This window comes from Polaromonas sp. P1_F8 (assembly GCF_056405635.1).
Window position 1 is genome coordinate 1,445,011 of record NZ_JBFUBS010000001.1, and the last position, 14,217, is coordinate 1,459,227.

At 62.0% G+C, this 14,217-nt stretch carries 13 protein-coding genes; 7 read left to right on the plus strand and 6 right to left on the minus strand.

Going from position 1 to position 14,217, the window contains the following annotated elements:
• Nucleotides 1–45: 45 nt before the first annotated feature.
• Both AC1D1J_RS06855 and murB read right to left on the minus strand, forming a co-directional pair.
• Nucleotides 46–903 carry a glycine-rich domain-containing protein gene (locus AC1D1J_RS06855; RefSeq protein WP_477694225.1) on the minus strand — a complete coding sequence of 286 codons (858 nt, stop codon included), beginning with the start codon at nucleotides 901–903 and terminating at the stop codon, nucleotides 46–48.
• Nucleotides 903–1,967: a UDP-N-acetylmuramate dehydrogenase gene (murB, locus tag AC1D1J_RS06860; RefSeq protein ID WP_477694226.1), complete on the minus strand. Its 1,065-nt coding sequence runs from the start codon at nucleotides 1,965–1,967 to the stop codon at nucleotides 903–905. The genes AC1D1J_RS06855 and murB overlap by 1 nt, the downstream gene beginning before the upstream one ends.
• 45 nt (nucleotides 1,968–2,012) lie before the next feature.
• Between murB and AC1D1J_RS06865 the strand changes: the two genes are divergently transcribed.
• Together AC1D1J_RS06865 and AC1D1J_RS06870 are read left to right on the plus strand one after the other, a co-directional pair.
• The gene (locus AC1D1J_RS06865) at nucleotides 2,013–2,498 is read left to right on the plus strand and encodes a YajQ family cyclic di-GMP-binding protein (RefSeq protein WP_477688329.1); all 486 of its coding nucleotides are present in this window, start codon (nucleotides 2,013–2,015) and stop codon (nucleotides 2,496–2,498) included.
• A gap of 7 nt (nucleotides 2,499–2,505) precedes the next feature.
• Nucleotides 2,506–3,183: a retropepsin-like aspartic protease family protein gene (locus tag AC1D1J_RS06870; RefSeq protein ID WP_477694227.1), complete on the plus strand. Its 678-nt coding sequence runs from the start codon at nucleotides 2,506–2,508 to the stop codon at nucleotides 3,181–3,183.
• 27 nt (nucleotides 3,184–3,210) lie between these two features.
• On the opposite strand, the gene plsY is transcribed toward AC1D1J_RS06870, so the two are convergent.
• Genes plsY through AC1D1J_RS06885 form a run of 3 tightly spaced genes read right to left on the minus strand, consistent with a single transcriptional unit; the run spans nucleotide 3,211 to nucleotide 5,487 of the window.
• Entirely contained in the window at nucleotides 3,211–3,849 is a 639-nt protein-coding gene (gene plsY / locus AC1D1J_RS06875) for a glycerol-3-phosphate 1-O-acyltransferase PlsY (RefSeq protein ID WP_477688409.1), read from the minus strand.
• Between the two features lie 36 nt (nucleotides 3,850–3,885).
• A complete protein-coding gene (locus AC1D1J_RS06880; RefSeq protein ID WP_477694228.1) occupies nucleotides 3,886–4,398 on the minus strand; it encodes an aminoacyl-tRNA deacylase in 513 nt (170 codons plus the stop codon).
• Between the two features lie 27 nt (nucleotides 4,399–4,425).
• Nucleotides 4,426–5,487 carry an aldo/keto reductase gene (locus AC1D1J_RS06885; protein WP_477694229.1) on the minus strand — a complete coding sequence of 354 codons (1,062 nt, stop codon included), beginning with the start codon at nucleotides 5,485–5,487 and terminating at the stop codon, nucleotides 4,426–4,428.
• 272 nt (nucleotides 5,488–5,759) lie between these two features.
• Between AC1D1J_RS06885 and AC1D1J_RS06890 the strand changes: the two genes are divergently transcribed.
• Nucleotides 5,760–6,425: a YiaD family glycine zipper/OmpA-like lipoprotein gene (locus AC1D1J_RS06890; RefSeq protein WP_477688333.1), complete on the plus strand. Its 666-nt coding sequence runs from the start codon at nucleotides 5,760–5,762 to the stop codon at nucleotides 6,423–6,425.
• 141 nt (nucleotides 6,426–6,566) lie between these two features.
• Here AC1D1J_RS06890 and AC1D1J_RS06895 read toward each other — a convergent pair whose 3' ends face one another.
• The gene (locus AC1D1J_RS06895) at nucleotides 6,567–8,375 is read right to left on the minus strand and encodes an acetate--CoA ligase (protein ID WP_477694230.1); all 1,809 of its coding nucleotides are present in this window, start codon (nucleotides 8,373–8,375) and stop codon (nucleotides 6,567–6,569) included.
• A gap of 8 nt (nucleotides 8,376–8,383) precedes the next feature.
• Between AC1D1J_RS06895 and AC1D1J_RS06900 the strand changes: the two genes are divergently transcribed.
• From AC1D1J_RS06900 to AC1D1J_RS06915, 4 genes are all read left to right on the plus strand, one after another.
• Nucleotides 8,384–9,319 carry an alpha/beta fold hydrolase gene (locus AC1D1J_RS06900; RefSeq protein WP_477694231.1) on the plus strand — a complete coding sequence of 312 codons (936 nt, stop codon included), beginning with the start codon at nucleotides 8,384–8,386 and terminating at the stop codon, nucleotides 9,317–9,319.
• Between the two features lie 74 nt (nucleotides 9,320–9,393).
• Nucleotides 9,394–10,498 (plus strand): peptide chain release factor 2 gene (gene prfB / locus AC1D1J_RS06905; RefSeq protein ID WP_477694232.1). Its coding sequence is split into 2 segments (ribosomal slippage): nucleotides 9,394–9,474 and nucleotides 9,476–10,498, totalling 1,104 coding nucleotides; the frame shifts between segments, so codons are not numbered across the junction.
• Nucleotides 10,499–10,566: 68 nt separating this feature from the next.
• Nucleotides 10,567–13,290 (plus strand): aminopeptidase N, encoded by a 2,724-nt coding sequence (gene pepN, locus AC1D1J_RS06910; RefSeq protein ID WP_477694233.1) that lies wholly within the window; start codon nucleotides 10,567–10,569, stop codon nucleotides 13,288–13,290.
• A gap of 18 nt (nucleotides 13,291–13,308) precedes the next feature.
• Nucleotides 13,309–14,166, plus strand: coding sequence for a tetratricopeptide repeat protein (locus AC1D1J_RS06915; RefSeq protein ID WP_477694234.1), 858 nt, complete (start codon nucleotides 13,309–13,311; stop codon nucleotides 14,164–14,166).
• Nucleotides 14,167–14,217 lie beyond the last annotated feature (51 nt).

Below are 14,217 nucleotides of genomic sequence, written 5' to 3' on the forward strand. Positions count from 1 at the left end.
CGCCTTCAGGCGGCTTTTCGTTGGCCTCTGGTCCCTCGGCACGCGCTAGTCGCCCCCACCGCCGCAACCTCCGCCGCATCCACCACCGTCGCTACCGCCATCGCTGCCTCCGCTGCCATCACCGGCGCTACTGCCCTCGGAGCCGCCGAACCCATCCGCATCGCCGCTGTAGCTGCCGTCGGAAAAGCTTTCGCCGCAATAAGCTCCTGCCGAGCCGCCTGTTCCGTCGTCACGCTGAGGCTGGCTGCAGTCGGGCAGGTAATGAAAGCCGTTGGGGATCGCCAGCTTCGCATCCAGGGCAAAGAGCAGCGGCAGGCGGCTGGGCGAGCGTGGTTTGATGGCCTCGTCGCGGCAGGCCCAGTACCAGGCGCGCCGCAGGCCGTCGTTGCTGGAAGCGCGGCGGCCCAGCACTTCAGCCGGTACATGGTCCATAAAACGGCCCAGAACGAGGTCGCACCATTCACGGTAGGCGCGCGTGTGCAGGATGAATTCGTGCCACATGCTGTCGACCACGCGCGACGGCATCGCCACAAACTTGCCCTTGCTGCGCACGCAGGCCAGGAAAAACTGCCGAAGCCCGCGCTCGACCAGCTCGGTGTCTTTTACGCTTAAGTGCGGATAGGTGTCGCGCAGCTTGCGCTTGAGGAACTGCGGCAGCGGCGCCTCGCGCACCAGGCGTTCGCGTTCACGCGTTGCCCACACAGCCAGCACCACCATGGCGGCGACCAACCCAAATATTCCGGTTGCCAGCCCCGTCGGTTTGCGCCAGCCGGCCTCGCCGGCCATCATCAGCACCACCCAGAGGACGATCAGCACGACCGCAAGCTGCCGCGCATGGCGCAGCACCAGGCGGCGCCAGAGCGCGATATCGGGCCCGGTGTAGACCTTTGTGGCGGTCGCCATCAGACCACCACCGGTTCAGGCTCCAGCAGGATGCCAAAGCGTTCGTACACACTGGTCTGGATAGCCTTGGCCAGCGTCATGACCTCGCCGCCCGTGACCGGGTCGGCCGTGCCGCCGCGGTTAACCAGCACCAGTGCCTGTTTTTCATAAACACCGGCATTGCCGATGGTCTTGCCCTTCCAGCCACAGGCGTCAATGAGCCATCCGGCGGCCAGCTTGACCGTGCCGTCGGCGAGGTGGTAGTGAACGATTTTGGGCTCCCTCTGGATGATGTCGGCGCATTGCTCGGGCGAGACGGTCGGGTTCTTGAAAAAGCTGCCGGCATTGCCAATCACCTGAGGATCAGGCAGCTTGGCTTTGCGGATTTCGCAGATCCAGTCGTAAATTTGCTGAGCGTCGGGTGCCTGAATGCCGGATTGCGCCATTTTTTTGTCGATGTCGGCATAGCCCAGCACCGGCTTCCACGCCTTGGGAAGGGAAAAGCGCACCCGCGTGATAAACGCCTTGCCCTCCAGCCCAAAACCATGGGTAGCTGACTCCGGCGCCGAACTGCTGTGTTTGAACACCGAATCACGGTAGCCAAACGCGCATTGCGCGGCATTCAGGGTAAATGGCTGGCCGGTCGTCAAATCGATGGCGTCGAGCGACTCAAAGCGGTCTTGCAATTCCACGCCATAGGCGCCGATGTTCTGCACCGGTGAGGCACCGACCGTTCCGGGAATTAATGCCAGATTTTCCAGGCCCGGGTAGCCGTTTTGCAGCGTCCAGGTGACGAGGTCGTGCCAGTTTTCACCGGCACCCGCCTCAATGATCCAGGCCTTCGCGTCTTCCCTGAGCAGCCGTTTACCCATGATTTCGACCTTGAGCACCAGCGGCTTGACGTCGCCGGTCAGCACGATATTGCTTCCGCCGCCCAGCACAAACTTGGGGGCAGCCTTCAGGGCCGGGTCCTGCAAAGACGCGGCAATATCGGCCTCCTTTGTCACCCGCACCAGGCTGAGTGCCTTGGCGACGATGCCAAAGGTGTTGGAATGCTGGAGTGGAACGTTTTTCTCGACTAACATCCGGGTGATTGTCTCACTCCAACCCCCGTAAAAAAGACTTGCACCATGCCCTCTTTCGACACCGTTCTTGAAGCCGATCTGGTCAAGGTCAAAAACGCCGTGGAAAACACCGGCAAGGAAGTCGGCAATCGGTTTGACTTCAAGGGCACCTCGGCCTCCATCGAGCTGAAGGACAAGGACATCATCCTCGTCGGCGACGGCGACTTCCAGATCGACCAGATCAATGACATCCTGCGCTCCAAGCTCGCGAAGGCAGGCGTTGACGTGCGCTTTCTGGACACCGGCAAGATCGAAAAAATCGGCGGCGACAAGGTCAAGCAGACCAACAAGGTCCGCAATGGCATCGACACCGAAACCGCCAAGAAGATCCAGGCCGCCATCAAGACCAGCAAACTCAAGGTGCAGGCCGCCATCCAGGAAGAAAAAGTCCGCGTCACGGGCGCCAAGCGCGACGACCTGCAGGCCGCCATGGCGCTGATCCTGTCGGAGATGAAGGACTTTCCGCTGAGTTTTGACAACCGTCGCGATTAGGATTGCCATGAATCTTCTGCCTACCCTCACCCAAGCAGCATTTTTGCTGTCCGCGTCTTTGCTGCTGCACGGCGCCGCCCAGGCGCAGAGCGAAGGCCAGTCAGTGGCTCTGGCCGGCATGATGGGCACCAAGGCCCTGCTGGTGGTCAACGGCGGTTCACCCAAGAGTGTCGCGCCCGGTGAAACACACCAGGGCGTGAAGATTATTTCCACCACCAGCGACCAGGCGGTCATTGAGCAGGGCGGCAAGCGCCACACCTTGCGGGTGGGCGATGCCCCGGTGAACTCAGGTGGCAACACTGCCTCGGCCGGACGGGGGACGCGAATCACCATCAGCGAAAGCGGTGGCGGCCACTTCATGACGGCCGGGCAGATCAACGGGAAGGCCGTGCAGTTCATGGTTGACACCGGCGCCACGAACGTTGCCATGAGTGTCGCTGACGCCGAACGCGCTGGCATCAACTATAAAGAGGGCCAGCCGGTGCGCATGTCGACAGCCAACGGTGTTACACCGGGCTACCGCATCAAGCTCAACTCGGTGCGCGTGGGCGATGTCGAAGTCTTTGATGTCGATGCCGTGGTGACACCGCAACCCATGCCTTTTCTGCTGTTGGGCAACAGCTTTTTATCGCGTTTTCAGATGAAGCGCGACAACAACCTGATGACGCTGGACAAGCGTTACTAGCCTGCCGCAGCGTGTTACGGCCCTCGCCTACTTGGCGGCCTGTTTTGAACCACCGAGCTTCGACTCCGTTCCCTTGATCAGCTTGTTGATGTTCTCGCGGTGGCGATAGATCAGGAGCGCACTGACTACGACCATCATGGCCAGCAGGCTCTTGTCGACATACCAGGCGGCTCGGTCGCCAAACAGGTAATACAGCGGCGAAAAAACGGCTGCCACCAGTGATGCCAGTGAGGAATAGCGCGAGAAAAAGGCCACGATCAGCCAGGTTGCCAGCGTGGCAACACCCAATACCCAGCTGACGCCCAGCAACACCCCCGCTGCAGTCGCCACACCCTTGCCGCCCTTGAACTGGAAAAACACCGGGTAAAGATGGCCCAGAAAGGCGGCCAGACCGACGGCAGCCATCGTGCCTTCACCCAGGCCATAGTCACCGCCAAACCATTTGACAAGCACCACCGGCACCCAACCCTTGAGGCCGTCCAGCAGTAACGTGATTGCCGCCGCTGCCTTGCTGCCGGAACGCAGCACGTTGGTGGCGCCGGGGTTCTTGCTGCCGTAGCTGCGGGGGTCACTCAAACCCATCACCCGGCTGACGATGACGGCAAACGACAGCGAGCCGATCAGGTAGGCCAGCAAGGTCGCGCCGGCTGAATACACGTAGTCCAAATTCATCTCCCTTGTTATGTGGTGGCCACCGGCATTTCAGCCGTGGCCCGTTGCGTTGTCCATACTCAATGCGCAGTTGACTGATTTTGCACCCAGCAAGGTGACACAAACCTGCGGGTCAATACCAATCAGGTAGCCGCGTCGGCCGCCATTGATGGCGATTTTGGGCAAGGCCAGGATGCTTTCCTCGATATACACCGGCATCGCCCTGCGCGTGCCGAAAGGCGATGTGCCGCCGACCAGGTAGCCGCTGTGGCGGTTGGCGACTTCGGGCTTGCAGGGTTCGACCGACTTGGCGCCGATCTGCCGCGCCAGGCTTTTGGTCGAGACCTTGCGGTTGCCGTGCATCAGCACCAGCAACGGTTTGGCGTCCTGGTCCTGCATGACCAATGTTTTGACGACAGTGAAAGGATCGAAGCCAAGCACCTCGGCGCTATGCTGCGCTCCGCCGTGCTCAAGGTATTCGTAGGGGTGCTCAGTGAAGGCGACCTTGCTGGCCTTAAGCAAGGCGGTAGCCTGGGTTTCGCTGACGTGATCTTTTTTTGCCATGACGCGACGTGCGCAACAGACCGCAGCTTACAAGGCTGGGTCGCGCATTTCCCAACGGATTTTGTCAATTTCGGCAAGTACTTCCGGCGTGAGCTTGGTGCCCCAGGCATCCAGGTCTTCGTCCAGTTGCGCGACCGTCGTCACGCCGATGATGGTGCTGGCCACATGCCACTTGGTGTAGCAGAACGCCAGCGCCAGCTGGGTCGGGGTCAGCTTGTTGTCACGCGCCAGCGCGTTGTAGCGCCGTGCGGCGGCCAGTGCCTCGGGGCGACCCCAGCGTTGTTTGCGCACCGACTCGAATTTTGCGATGCGTGCATCTTTGGGCGCGGCCGGGCCTTCAGTGCCGGACTGGTCGTATTTGCCTGTGAGCAAACCGAAGCCCAGGGGCGAATAGGCCAGCAACGAGACACCCAGGCGGTGCATGGTTTCGTCCAGGCCATTTTCCACCGTGCGGTTGACGAGGCAGTATGGGTTCTGCACCGTCGCCACACGCGGCAGGCCATGCTGCTCGGCCAGGCGCACAAACTCGTGCACGCCATACGGGGTTTCGTTGGAAAGCCCGATAAAACGCACCTTTCCGGCTTTCACCAAAGCGCCGAGTGCCTCGAGCTGCTCATGGATCGACGTGGCCGAGCGCTCTTGCGCAGGGTTGTAATACAGCGCGCCAAACGCCGGCACGTGGCGTTCAGGCCAATGAATCTGGTAGAGGTCGATGACATCGGTCTTCAGCCGCTTCAGGCTGGCATCGCACGAAGCCAGAATGTCTTGGGCCGTCATGCCGCTGCCTTCACGCACCCAGGGCATGCCGCGCGAAGGTCCGGCTACCTTGGTAGCAAGCACCAGCTTGTTGCGTGCGGAAGGATTTTTGGCAAACCAGTTGCCGATAATGGTTTCGGTCGAACCGCAGGTCTCGGCGCGCGCCGGCACCGAATACATTTCGGCGGTGTCGAGAAAGTTGACGCCGCGCTCCAGTGAGCGGTCCAGGATGGCATGGGACGTGGGCTCATCCACCTGCTCGCCGAATGTCATGGTGCCCAGGCAAATGGGGGTCACGTGAAGGTCGCTGGAGCCGAGTTGAACTTTATTCATGGAGGAGTCACATGTGAGATTGAAGAGGCCGTACGACAGCAAAAACGCTGTGACGGAATTCACGGAATTGACAAAACGGCTAGTTTAAGGTCTCCGTAAACGGCGTGCAGGCGCGCCTATATCGCGCCCTTGTCTTACAACTGCTCACTTTTTGCATGCCTAGTATTCACACACCCGCGCTTTAATGCGCTGCTGATTGAAGTGAGACCGACAACCTTTCTCCTTCACTCCGATACCTAGATTAACTACATTCACTTTCCGAGGAGCATTTCATGAACAAACTGACCATCACATCCATTACCTGTGCGGCGCTGGCTGCGTTGACCCTCTCCGGCTGCGCCAACATGAGCGAAACACAACAGGGCACCGCCAAGGGCGCCGGTATTGGCGCTGTGGCAGGGGCCGTGCTGGGTGCCGCAACCGGCGGATCCAAAGGCGCCGCCACCGGTGCTGTTCTGGGCGGCGCTGTAGGCGCCGGCGGTGGTTATATCTGGTCCAAGAAAATGCAGGACCAGAAAGCCGCCATGGAAAAAGCGACCGTCGGTACCGGTGTGGCCGTCAGCCAGACCACCGACAACCGCCTGAAGCTCGACATCCCCAGCGACGTTTCTTTTGACGTGGGCCGTTCCGCCATCAAGCCAAACTTCGCCCCCATCCTGAACCAGTTCGCCACCAGCCTGAACCAGAACCCGGTGACGACCGTGACCATCATCGGCCACACTGACAACACCGGCTCTGACGCCATCAACAACCCGCTGTCCATTGACCGTGCCGATTCGGCCCGCGATTACCTGGTCAGCCGCGGTGTGGCGCGTACCCGCATCGTGACGGACGGCCGCGGTTCGCGCGAGCCGGTTGCCGACAACAACTCACAGCAGGGCCGTGACAAGAACCGCCGCGTTGAAATCTACGTGGCTGAGCAAGTCGCTGGACGTTGACACACCCCTGTCCGCACTCACTTCGTGTAGTGCGTTCTCCCCTTGCAGGGGACGGCGCCTGCGACCTGGCAAAGCCAGTTCCGCGTCGCCCACTGGAACAAAAAAAGCACCTTCGGGTGCTTTTTTTATGGCGGTTCGCTGCTACGCTTTTGATGCTTTGAAACGTTCTTCTTCCTGCAACCGCAGCACACGCCTTTGCACCTTGCCAGTGGTCGTCATCGGTAGCGCATCAATGAACTCAATCTCTTTCGGGTACTCGTACGGCGCCAGCATGGTCTTGACGTGGGCTTGCAGCTGCAGCGTCAACTCATCATCAAATCGGGCTGTACCGCCCGGGTGACGGGCGCGAGCAGCTATCAAATCAGGAGCAAGAACCACATAGGCCTTCACGACTGCGCCACGCTCGCGGTCGGGCTTGGGCACCACGGCGGCGTTGGCGACGGCTGTGTGCTTGACCAGGCAGTTCTCGATCTCGCCGGGGCCGATGCGGTAGCCGGCTGCCTTGAAGACATCGTCTGCGCGGCCTTCGTACCAGAGGTAGCCGTCGGCATCGCGCCTTGCCAGGTCGCCGGTGCGGCACCAGTCGCCGGTGAACTTGCCGCGGGTGGACTCGTCTTTCTTCCAGTAGCCGAGAAAGAAAATCGGGTCGGGGTCGCCGTGGATGTCGTAGCGGTTGACCGACACATCGCCCGGCACGCCCACCGCGCATTCCTTGCCTTCGTCATCAATCACCGCCACGCGGTGGCCCGGGTAGCCTTTGCCCATGCTGCCAGGCCGGGCAGGCCAGAAGCGGCTGCAGTTGCCCACGACGTAATTGATCTCGGTCTGCCCGAACATTTCATTGACGGTGACGCCCAGCTGCTCCTTGCAGTACGCAAACACGGCATCGCCCACGGCTTCGCCGGCGCTCATCATGGCCTGCAGTTTCAGCTTGAAATGCTGCCTGGGCCGGGGGTAGGCCTTCATCATGGCTTTAAGCGCCGTCGGGAACAGAAAGGTGTGTGTGACGCCCTGCTCCGCCATCAGGCTGAAGGCCAGCTCGGGGCTGAAGCGTCCATTGAAAGCAACGATGGGCCGGCCGAAGTACAGGCTGGGCAGCAAGGCGTCCATCAGACCGCCCGTCCACGCCCAGTCTGCCGGTGACCAGAAAACCGCGTCGGATTTTTTATTCGTCCGGGCGTCAAAGCCAAACCAGTTCTGGCTGCAGATAAAGCCAGGCAGGTTGCCAATCAAGGCGCGATGCGGCAGCAGCGCACCCTTGGGTGGGCCGGTGGTGCCGCTGGTGTAGATCAGGATCGCGCCTTCGTCGGCCTTGGTCCTGACGGCGGTGAAGGCGCTCCCATGTGTCGCTAACGCAGTTTCGTAGTCCACGTCACCTTTGCCCTGCGCCGTACCTGCAGCCACCACCGTGCGCAACGCCGGACAGTTGCCGCGGATGGCATTCAGGCTGTCAATCGAGCTCTCATCGCAAATGGCCAGCACCGCATCGCTGTCCTGCAGACGATATTCGAGCGCGTCAGGGCCGAACAGCATGGACAGCGGCATGGCGACCGCCCCCATCTGGAACACCGCCATATAAGCCACAGCGGTTTCAAAACGTTGCGGCATCACGATGGCAACGCGGTCGCCGCGCTGAACGCCCAGGCCGGCCAGCACGTGGCTCAAGGCATCGGCAGCGCTCTGCAGTTCCGAATAGGTATAAGAAACGGCTGCAGCGCCCGGCTGGTGAGCGCGAACAGCTATTCTTTTAGTAGCGCCCGCCGTTGCACCTTCACCCCTGGCCCAGCGGCTGCAACACACTTCGGCGATGTTGAAGTGCTCGTCAACCTGCCAGCGGAAGCCGGCGTGCAGCGCTGCGTACAGGTCAACCGGTCCACTTTCCGAGGAATTCCTGCCGCCACCGGTCTTGTCGCTGCCTTGACTGCGTTTCGATTCGTGTCTCTTTATCATGGGAACCAATGTACAAAGAAAAACGATCATCACGCAGCGAGTTTGTCCCTATACGTGGCTTGAGTTACCACGTGTGGCTCTGGGAAAGCGCAGCAGGCGCGAACCCGGCATTGCCGCCGCTGGTTCTGGTTCATGGATGGATGGACGTGGCAGCCTCTTACCAGTTCATGGTGGACGCGCTGTCGGACGTCTTCGTGCAAGGCCGGACCATCATCGCGCCCGACTGGCGCGGTTTCGGGTTGACCGGCTCCGGCCCCGCAGGCAACCCTGCTGACAATTATTGGTTTCCCGATTACCTGGCCGACCTGGACTTTCTGCTTGACCATTACGCAGGCGACAAACCCGTTGACCTGGTAGGCCACAGCATGGGCGGCAATGTCGCCATGCTGTACGCGGGCGTGCGGCCGGCGCGCATCCGCAGGCTGGTCAATCTGGAAGGCTTTGGCCTGCCGTCCAGTCAGGCTGGGCAGGCTCCCGGGCGCTATGCCCAATGGATGAATGAACTCAAAAGCCTGCATCGGGGTGAACTGGAACTCAAAGCCTATGCCGACGTGACAGGCGTGGCACGCCGCCTGATGAGGACCAACCCGCGCCTGTCCGCCGACAAGGCCGGCTGGCTGGCCAGCCATTGGTCCCGGAAAAATGCCGAAGGGAAATGGGAGATTCTGGGGGAAGCTGCCCACAAGATCACCAGCGCGCAGCTCTACCGCGTCGATGAAGCCCTCGAGGTCTACCGCTGCATCAGCGCGCCGGTGCTGGCCGTCGAGGCGTCCGACGATTCGCTGGCCACCTGGTGGCAGGGCAAATACTCCCTGGCCGAGTACCACAAACGGCTCAAACAGGTGCGCGAAGCCCGTGTCGCCGTGATCCAGGATGCCGGCCACATGCTGCACCACGACCAGCCGGAACAGCTGGCAACACTGATTGAGGGCTTTCTGGACTGAAAGGCACCGCATCATGAGAAAATAGCGGGTTCAGCCGCCAATGCGGCGATCACCCATTTCAGGACAAAAAAATCATGGACGCAGAACGCATCAACCTCATCAGCAACCAGCTCGTGGACCTCAGCAACCGGGTCAATGAACTTCGGGGGTATCTTTGACTACCCTGCCAAAGAACGAAAGCTGAACGAAGTCAACGCCGCACTGGAAGACCCGAAGGTCTGGGATAACCCCAAACGCGCGCAGGAACTCGGCAAGGAAAAGAAATCGCTGGAAGACGTGGTCCATGTGATCGACCGCCTGAGCGCCGAGCTGGCGGACAACACCGAGCTCTTCGAGATGTCGAAAGCCGAAGGCGACGCCGCCGGCATGCAGACGATTGAAGGCGAAGCCGCCAAGGTGGCCGCTGAAGTCGAAAAGATGGAATTCCGCCGGATGTTCAACAACCCGGCCGACCCCCTGCCCTGCTTCCTGGACATCCAGGCCGGCGCGGGCGGCACCGAAGCCTGCGACTGGGCCAGCATGCTGCTGCGCCAGTACCTCAAGTACGCCGAGCGCAAGGGTTTCAAGACTACGGTCGAAGACGAATCGCCCGGCGACACCGCCGGCATCAAGGGCGCGACCATCAAAATCGAGGGCGAATACGCTTTTGGCCTGCTACGCACGGAAACCGGCGTACACCGCCTGGTGCGCAAGTCGCCGTTTGACTCTTCCGGCGGGCGCCACACCTCGTTCGCTTCGGTGTTCGTCTACCCCGAGATCGATGACTCCATCGAGATCGAGATCAACCCTTCAGACGTACGCACCGACACCTTCCGCGCCAGCGGCGCCGGCGGACAGCACATCAACAAGACCGACTCGGCCGTGCGCCTGACGCACATTCCGACCGGCATTGTGGTGCAGTGCCAGGACGGCCGCAGCCAGCACAGCAATCGCGACGTGGCCTGGAAGCGCCTGCGTTCACGGCTGTATGACTTCGAGCTGCGCAAGCAGCAGGAAGCGCAGCAAAAACTCGAAGACACCAAAACCGACGTGGGTTGGGGCCACCAGATCCGCAGCTATGTGCTGGACAACAGCCGCATCAAGGACCTGCGCACCAACGTGGAAGTCTCGGCCACGCAGAAAGTGCTGGACGGCGACCTGGACGTGTTTATTGAAGCCTCACTCAAACAAGGTGTGTGAGGGCGTGTGAGCGTGTGCCTTTCGACGCGCTCCGGAAGTTGTGAAATTTTGATTTTCAGGAATTAACCATGCTGCATATGCTTGACGGAGCGAGCCCCGGCGCCGCGGTGGTCATCAACCGCGCCGACTACGTCGCGCCCGCCTACTGGATAGACACGGTCGATCTGTGCTTTGACCTGGACCCGCAGAAAACGCGCGTGCTCAACAAGATGAGCCTGCGCCGCAACCCGGACGTGCCGGCACAAGCCCTGAAGCTGGACGGCGAAGAGCTCAATCTCTCCCGCGTTCTGGTGAACGGCCAGGGCACCTCATTCAAGATGGAAGGCAACCAGCTGGTGCTGGAAAACCTGCCAGAAGGCACCGAGCCCTTCGAGCTGGAAATTTTCACCACCACCTGCCCCGCCAAAAACACCAAGCTGATGGGCCTGTACGTCAGCAACAACTCCTTCTTCACGCAGTGCGAGGCCGAGGGTTTCAGGCGTATCACCTATTTCCTGGATCGCCCGGATGTGATGGCCAGCTACACCGTGACCCTGCGCGCCGACAAGGTGCAGTACCCGGTGCTGCTGTCCAACGGCAACCTGGTCAGCCAGGGCCCGCTGGAGCCCGGCCCCAACGGCGCGCGGCATTTTGCCAAGTGGGTAGACCCGCACAAGAAACCGAGCTACCTCTTTGCCCTGGTGGCCGGCCAGCTGGTGGCCCGCGAGCAGCGCATCACCTCCCGCGCAGGCAAGGAGCACGTGCTGCAGGTTTATGTGCGCCCCGGCGACCTCGACAAAACCGAGCACGCCATGACTTCGCTGATGCATTCGGTCGCCTGGGACGAGGCTCGCTTCGGCCTGCCGCTGGACCTGGAGCGCTTCATGATCGTCGCCACCAGCGACTTCAACATGGGCGCAATGGAAAACAAGGGCCTGAACATCTTCAACACCAAGTACGTGCTGGCCAACCAGGCCACCGCCACCGACGTTGATTTCTCCAACATTGAAAGCGTGGTCGGCCACGAGTACTTCCACAACTGGACGGGCAACCGCGTGACCTGCCGCGACTGGTTCCAGCTCAGCCTGAAGGAAGGCCTCACGGTGTTCCGCGACCAGGAGTTTTCACAAGACCTGTGCGGCGAGGCCTCAGCCCGCGCCGTCAAACGCATCGAAGACGTGCGCGTGCTGCGCACCGCGCAGTTCCCCGAAGATGCCGGCCCCATGGCCCACCCGGTGCGACCCGACAGCTATGTCGAGATCAGCAACTTCTACACCGTCACCATTTATGAAAAGGGCGCCGAAGTCGTCCGCATGATGCAGACACTGGTGGGCCGTGAGGGCTTTGCCCGCGGCATGACGCTCTACTTTGAACGCCACGACGGCCACGCCGTGACCTGCGACGACTTCGCGCAGGCGATTGCCGACGCCAACCCGATGTCGGACCTGGCGCGCCTCTTGCCGCAGTTCAAGCGCTGGTACAGCCAGGCCGGCACGCCGCGTGTGCACGCGCAGGGTGCTTATGACGCGGCGGCGCGCACCTACACCCTGACCTTGTCGCAAAGCTGCATGCCCACGGCAGGGCAAGCCGTGAAGGAGCCGTTTGTCATACCGGTCGGCCTGGGCCTGCTGGGCGCAGACGGCCAGGACTTGCCGCTGCAGCTGGCCGGTGAGAGCCAGGCACCTGCCCGCACCCGCACCGTGGTGCTGACGCAGGCCAGCGAAACGCTGACCTTCGTCAACATCGATGCCGAGCCGGTTCCCTCCATCCTGCGCGGCTTCACCGCCCCGGTGGTGCTGGAGTTTGACTACACCGATGCCCAGCTGCTGCACCTGCTGGCGCATGACAGCGACCCCTTCAACCGCTGGGAAGCCGGACAACGCCTGGCGGTCAACCGCGCTATCAAATCAATAGCTGGTGGCGCAGGCCCCGTAATGGCTGCGGTGCTCGACGATGCTTATCTTGATGCGATGCGCCAGGTGCTGCGCCACCCCGCGCTGGACTCTGCATTTAAAGAACTGGTGCTGACCCTGCCGTCTGAAACCTACCTGGCCGAGCAGCTGGATGTGGTGGACCCGCAGCGCATTCATGCAGTGCGCGAAGCCATGCGCCTGCAGCTGGCCACAGCCCTGGCAGCCGACTGGCAAGCCGTGTACGAGGCCAACCACGATACCGGCGCTTACACGCCTGACCCGGCCTCCTCGGGCCGCCGCGCGCTCGCGGGCATGGCACTCACGCACCTGTGCCTGGCGGCCCAGGCCTCTGGCGATACCGTCTGGCCGGGCAAGACCCTGCAGCGCTTCAAGGACGCCGGCAACATGACCGACCGCTTCAACGCGCTGGCCGCGCTGGTCTCCAGCGGCCATGCCCTGGCCGCCGAGGCGTTGCCGCTGTTCCACGCCATGTTCAAGGACGAAGCCCTGGTCATCGACAAATGGTTTGGTCTGCAGGCCGGCGCGCCGGATCGGAACGGCAACATCCTGCCAGCCGTGAAGCAACTCATGAAGCATGCCGACTTCAGCCTGCGCAACCCCAACCGCGCGCGCAGCGTGGTCAGCACCTACTGCCAGGGTAACCCGGCCGCCTTCCACCGCGCGGACGCCGCGGGTTATGTGTTCTGGAGCGACCGCGTGATGGAGCTCGACACCATCAATCCGCAAGTGGCCGCCCGCCTGGCGCGCGCGCTGGACCGCTGGAGCAAGCTGGCCGAGCCCTACCGCAGCGCGGCGCGCGAGGCGATTGCGCGCGTCGCGGCCAAGACTGATTTGAGCAAAGACACACACGAAGTCGTCTCTCGCGCACTGGCCGACTGAACGCGTACGGCACCCGCCATGGCATTCTTCACATTCAATACCCCCGCACAGCGGTTTGCGAAGAAGTTCAACCCGCTGCGCGACACCGTGTACGACGCCAGCGGCATGTTCAGCGGTTCGCGCATGTCAGCCGACCTGGCCGCGCTTGAGCCTCTGGCCGAGGCCCTGGGCGCCGACTCCGTCGAGCTGACTGACTTGCTGTGGTTGCAGTTCGTGGTGTTCCGCAAACGCCAGCTGGATGCCGAGGGCCTGCCCCTGGGCCTGCGCGCCCTGGCCATCCGCGCTGCCAAGGGCAGCCTCACGCCCACCGAGCGCTACGAACAGCATTACGCCATCGGCGAGTCGGCCCTGGAAGTCGAGGAATATGACACCGCCGTCGAACACCTTCAGCAGTCGGCTCACTGGGCCGCGCACGAAGGCGCCACGCTGGGCGCCGACCAGAAGCTGGGCATCCGCGAAGAGATCGGCTATGCCCTGCACGAGGCCGGCCGCTTCGCCGAGGCGCTGGCACACAACCGGCAACTGCTGGCAGATGCACAAAGCGCCTTCGGCTCCAGCACGGACAAGCGCCTCTCCGGCCTCATCAACAACCTGGCGCAAAATACCTACGAGCTCGGCGAGCATGCGCAGGCGCAGGCCTGGCTGCAACAGCGCCTGGCGCTGGGCCAGGCCTTGCAGGACACCGACATCGTGCTGGACACCTTGTTCCAGCTCGGCGTGCTCGCGCACGAAACGGACCAGCCCGCCGAAGCGCGCGCCCTCTTCCAGCAACGCGTGGACATTGCCCGTGCGAAGGACGACGAGGACCTGCTGGACGACGCCCTGACCACGCTTGCCGAATTTGAAGAACGCGAACAGCAAGGCGAGCCTGGCTAAGCGCCCCGCCCAGCCATACGCCGCCCAAACGAACTATCCCTCAATCGAACG

Excerpts from the sequence above, each read along its gene's own strand:
- AC1D1J_RS06855 (WP_477694225.1), bottom strand. The coding sequence starts at position 903 with ATGGCGACCGCCACAAAGGTCTACACCGGGCCCGATATCGCGCTCTGG.
- murB (WP_477694226.1), bottom strand. The coding sequence starts at position 1,967 with ATGTTAGTCGAGAAAAACGTTCCACTCCAGCATTCCAACACCTTTGGC.
- AC1D1J_RS06865 (WP_477688329.1), top strand. The coding sequence starts at position 2,013 with ATGCCCTCTTTCGACACCGTTCTTGAAGCCGATCTGGTCAAGGTCAAA.
- AC1D1J_RS06870 (WP_477694227.1), top strand. The coding sequence starts at position 2,506 with ATGAATCTTCTGCCTACCCTCACCCAAGCAGCATTTTTGCTGTCCGCG.
- AC1D1J_RS06880 (WP_477694228.1), bottom strand. The coding sequence starts at position 4,398 with ATGGCAAAAAAAGATCACGTCAGCGAAACCCAGGCTACCGCCTTGCTT.
- AC1D1J_RS06885 (WP_477694229.1), bottom strand. The coding sequence starts at position 5,487 with ATGAATAAAGTTCAACTCGGCTCCAGCGACCTTCACGTGACCCCCATT.
- AC1D1J_RS06890 (WP_477688333.1), top strand. The coding sequence starts at position 5,760 with ATGAACAAACTGACCATCACATCCATTACCTGTGCGGCGCTGGCTGCG.
- AC1D1J_RS06895 (WP_477694230.1), bottom strand. The coding sequence starts at position 8,375 with ATGATAAAGAGACACGAATCGAAACGCAGTCAAGGCAGCGACAAGACC.
- AC1D1J_RS06900 (WP_477694231.1), top strand. The coding sequence starts at position 8,384 with ATGTACAAAGAAAAACGATCATCACGCAGCGAGTTTGTCCCTATACGT.
- pepN (WP_477694233.1), top strand. The coding sequence starts at position 10,567 with ATGCTGCATATGCTTGACGGAGCGAGCCCCGGCGCCGCGGTGGTCATC.
- AC1D1J_RS06915 (WP_477694234.1), top strand. The coding sequence starts at position 13,309 with ATGGCATTCTTCACATTCAATACCCCCGCACAGCGGTTTGCGAAGAAG.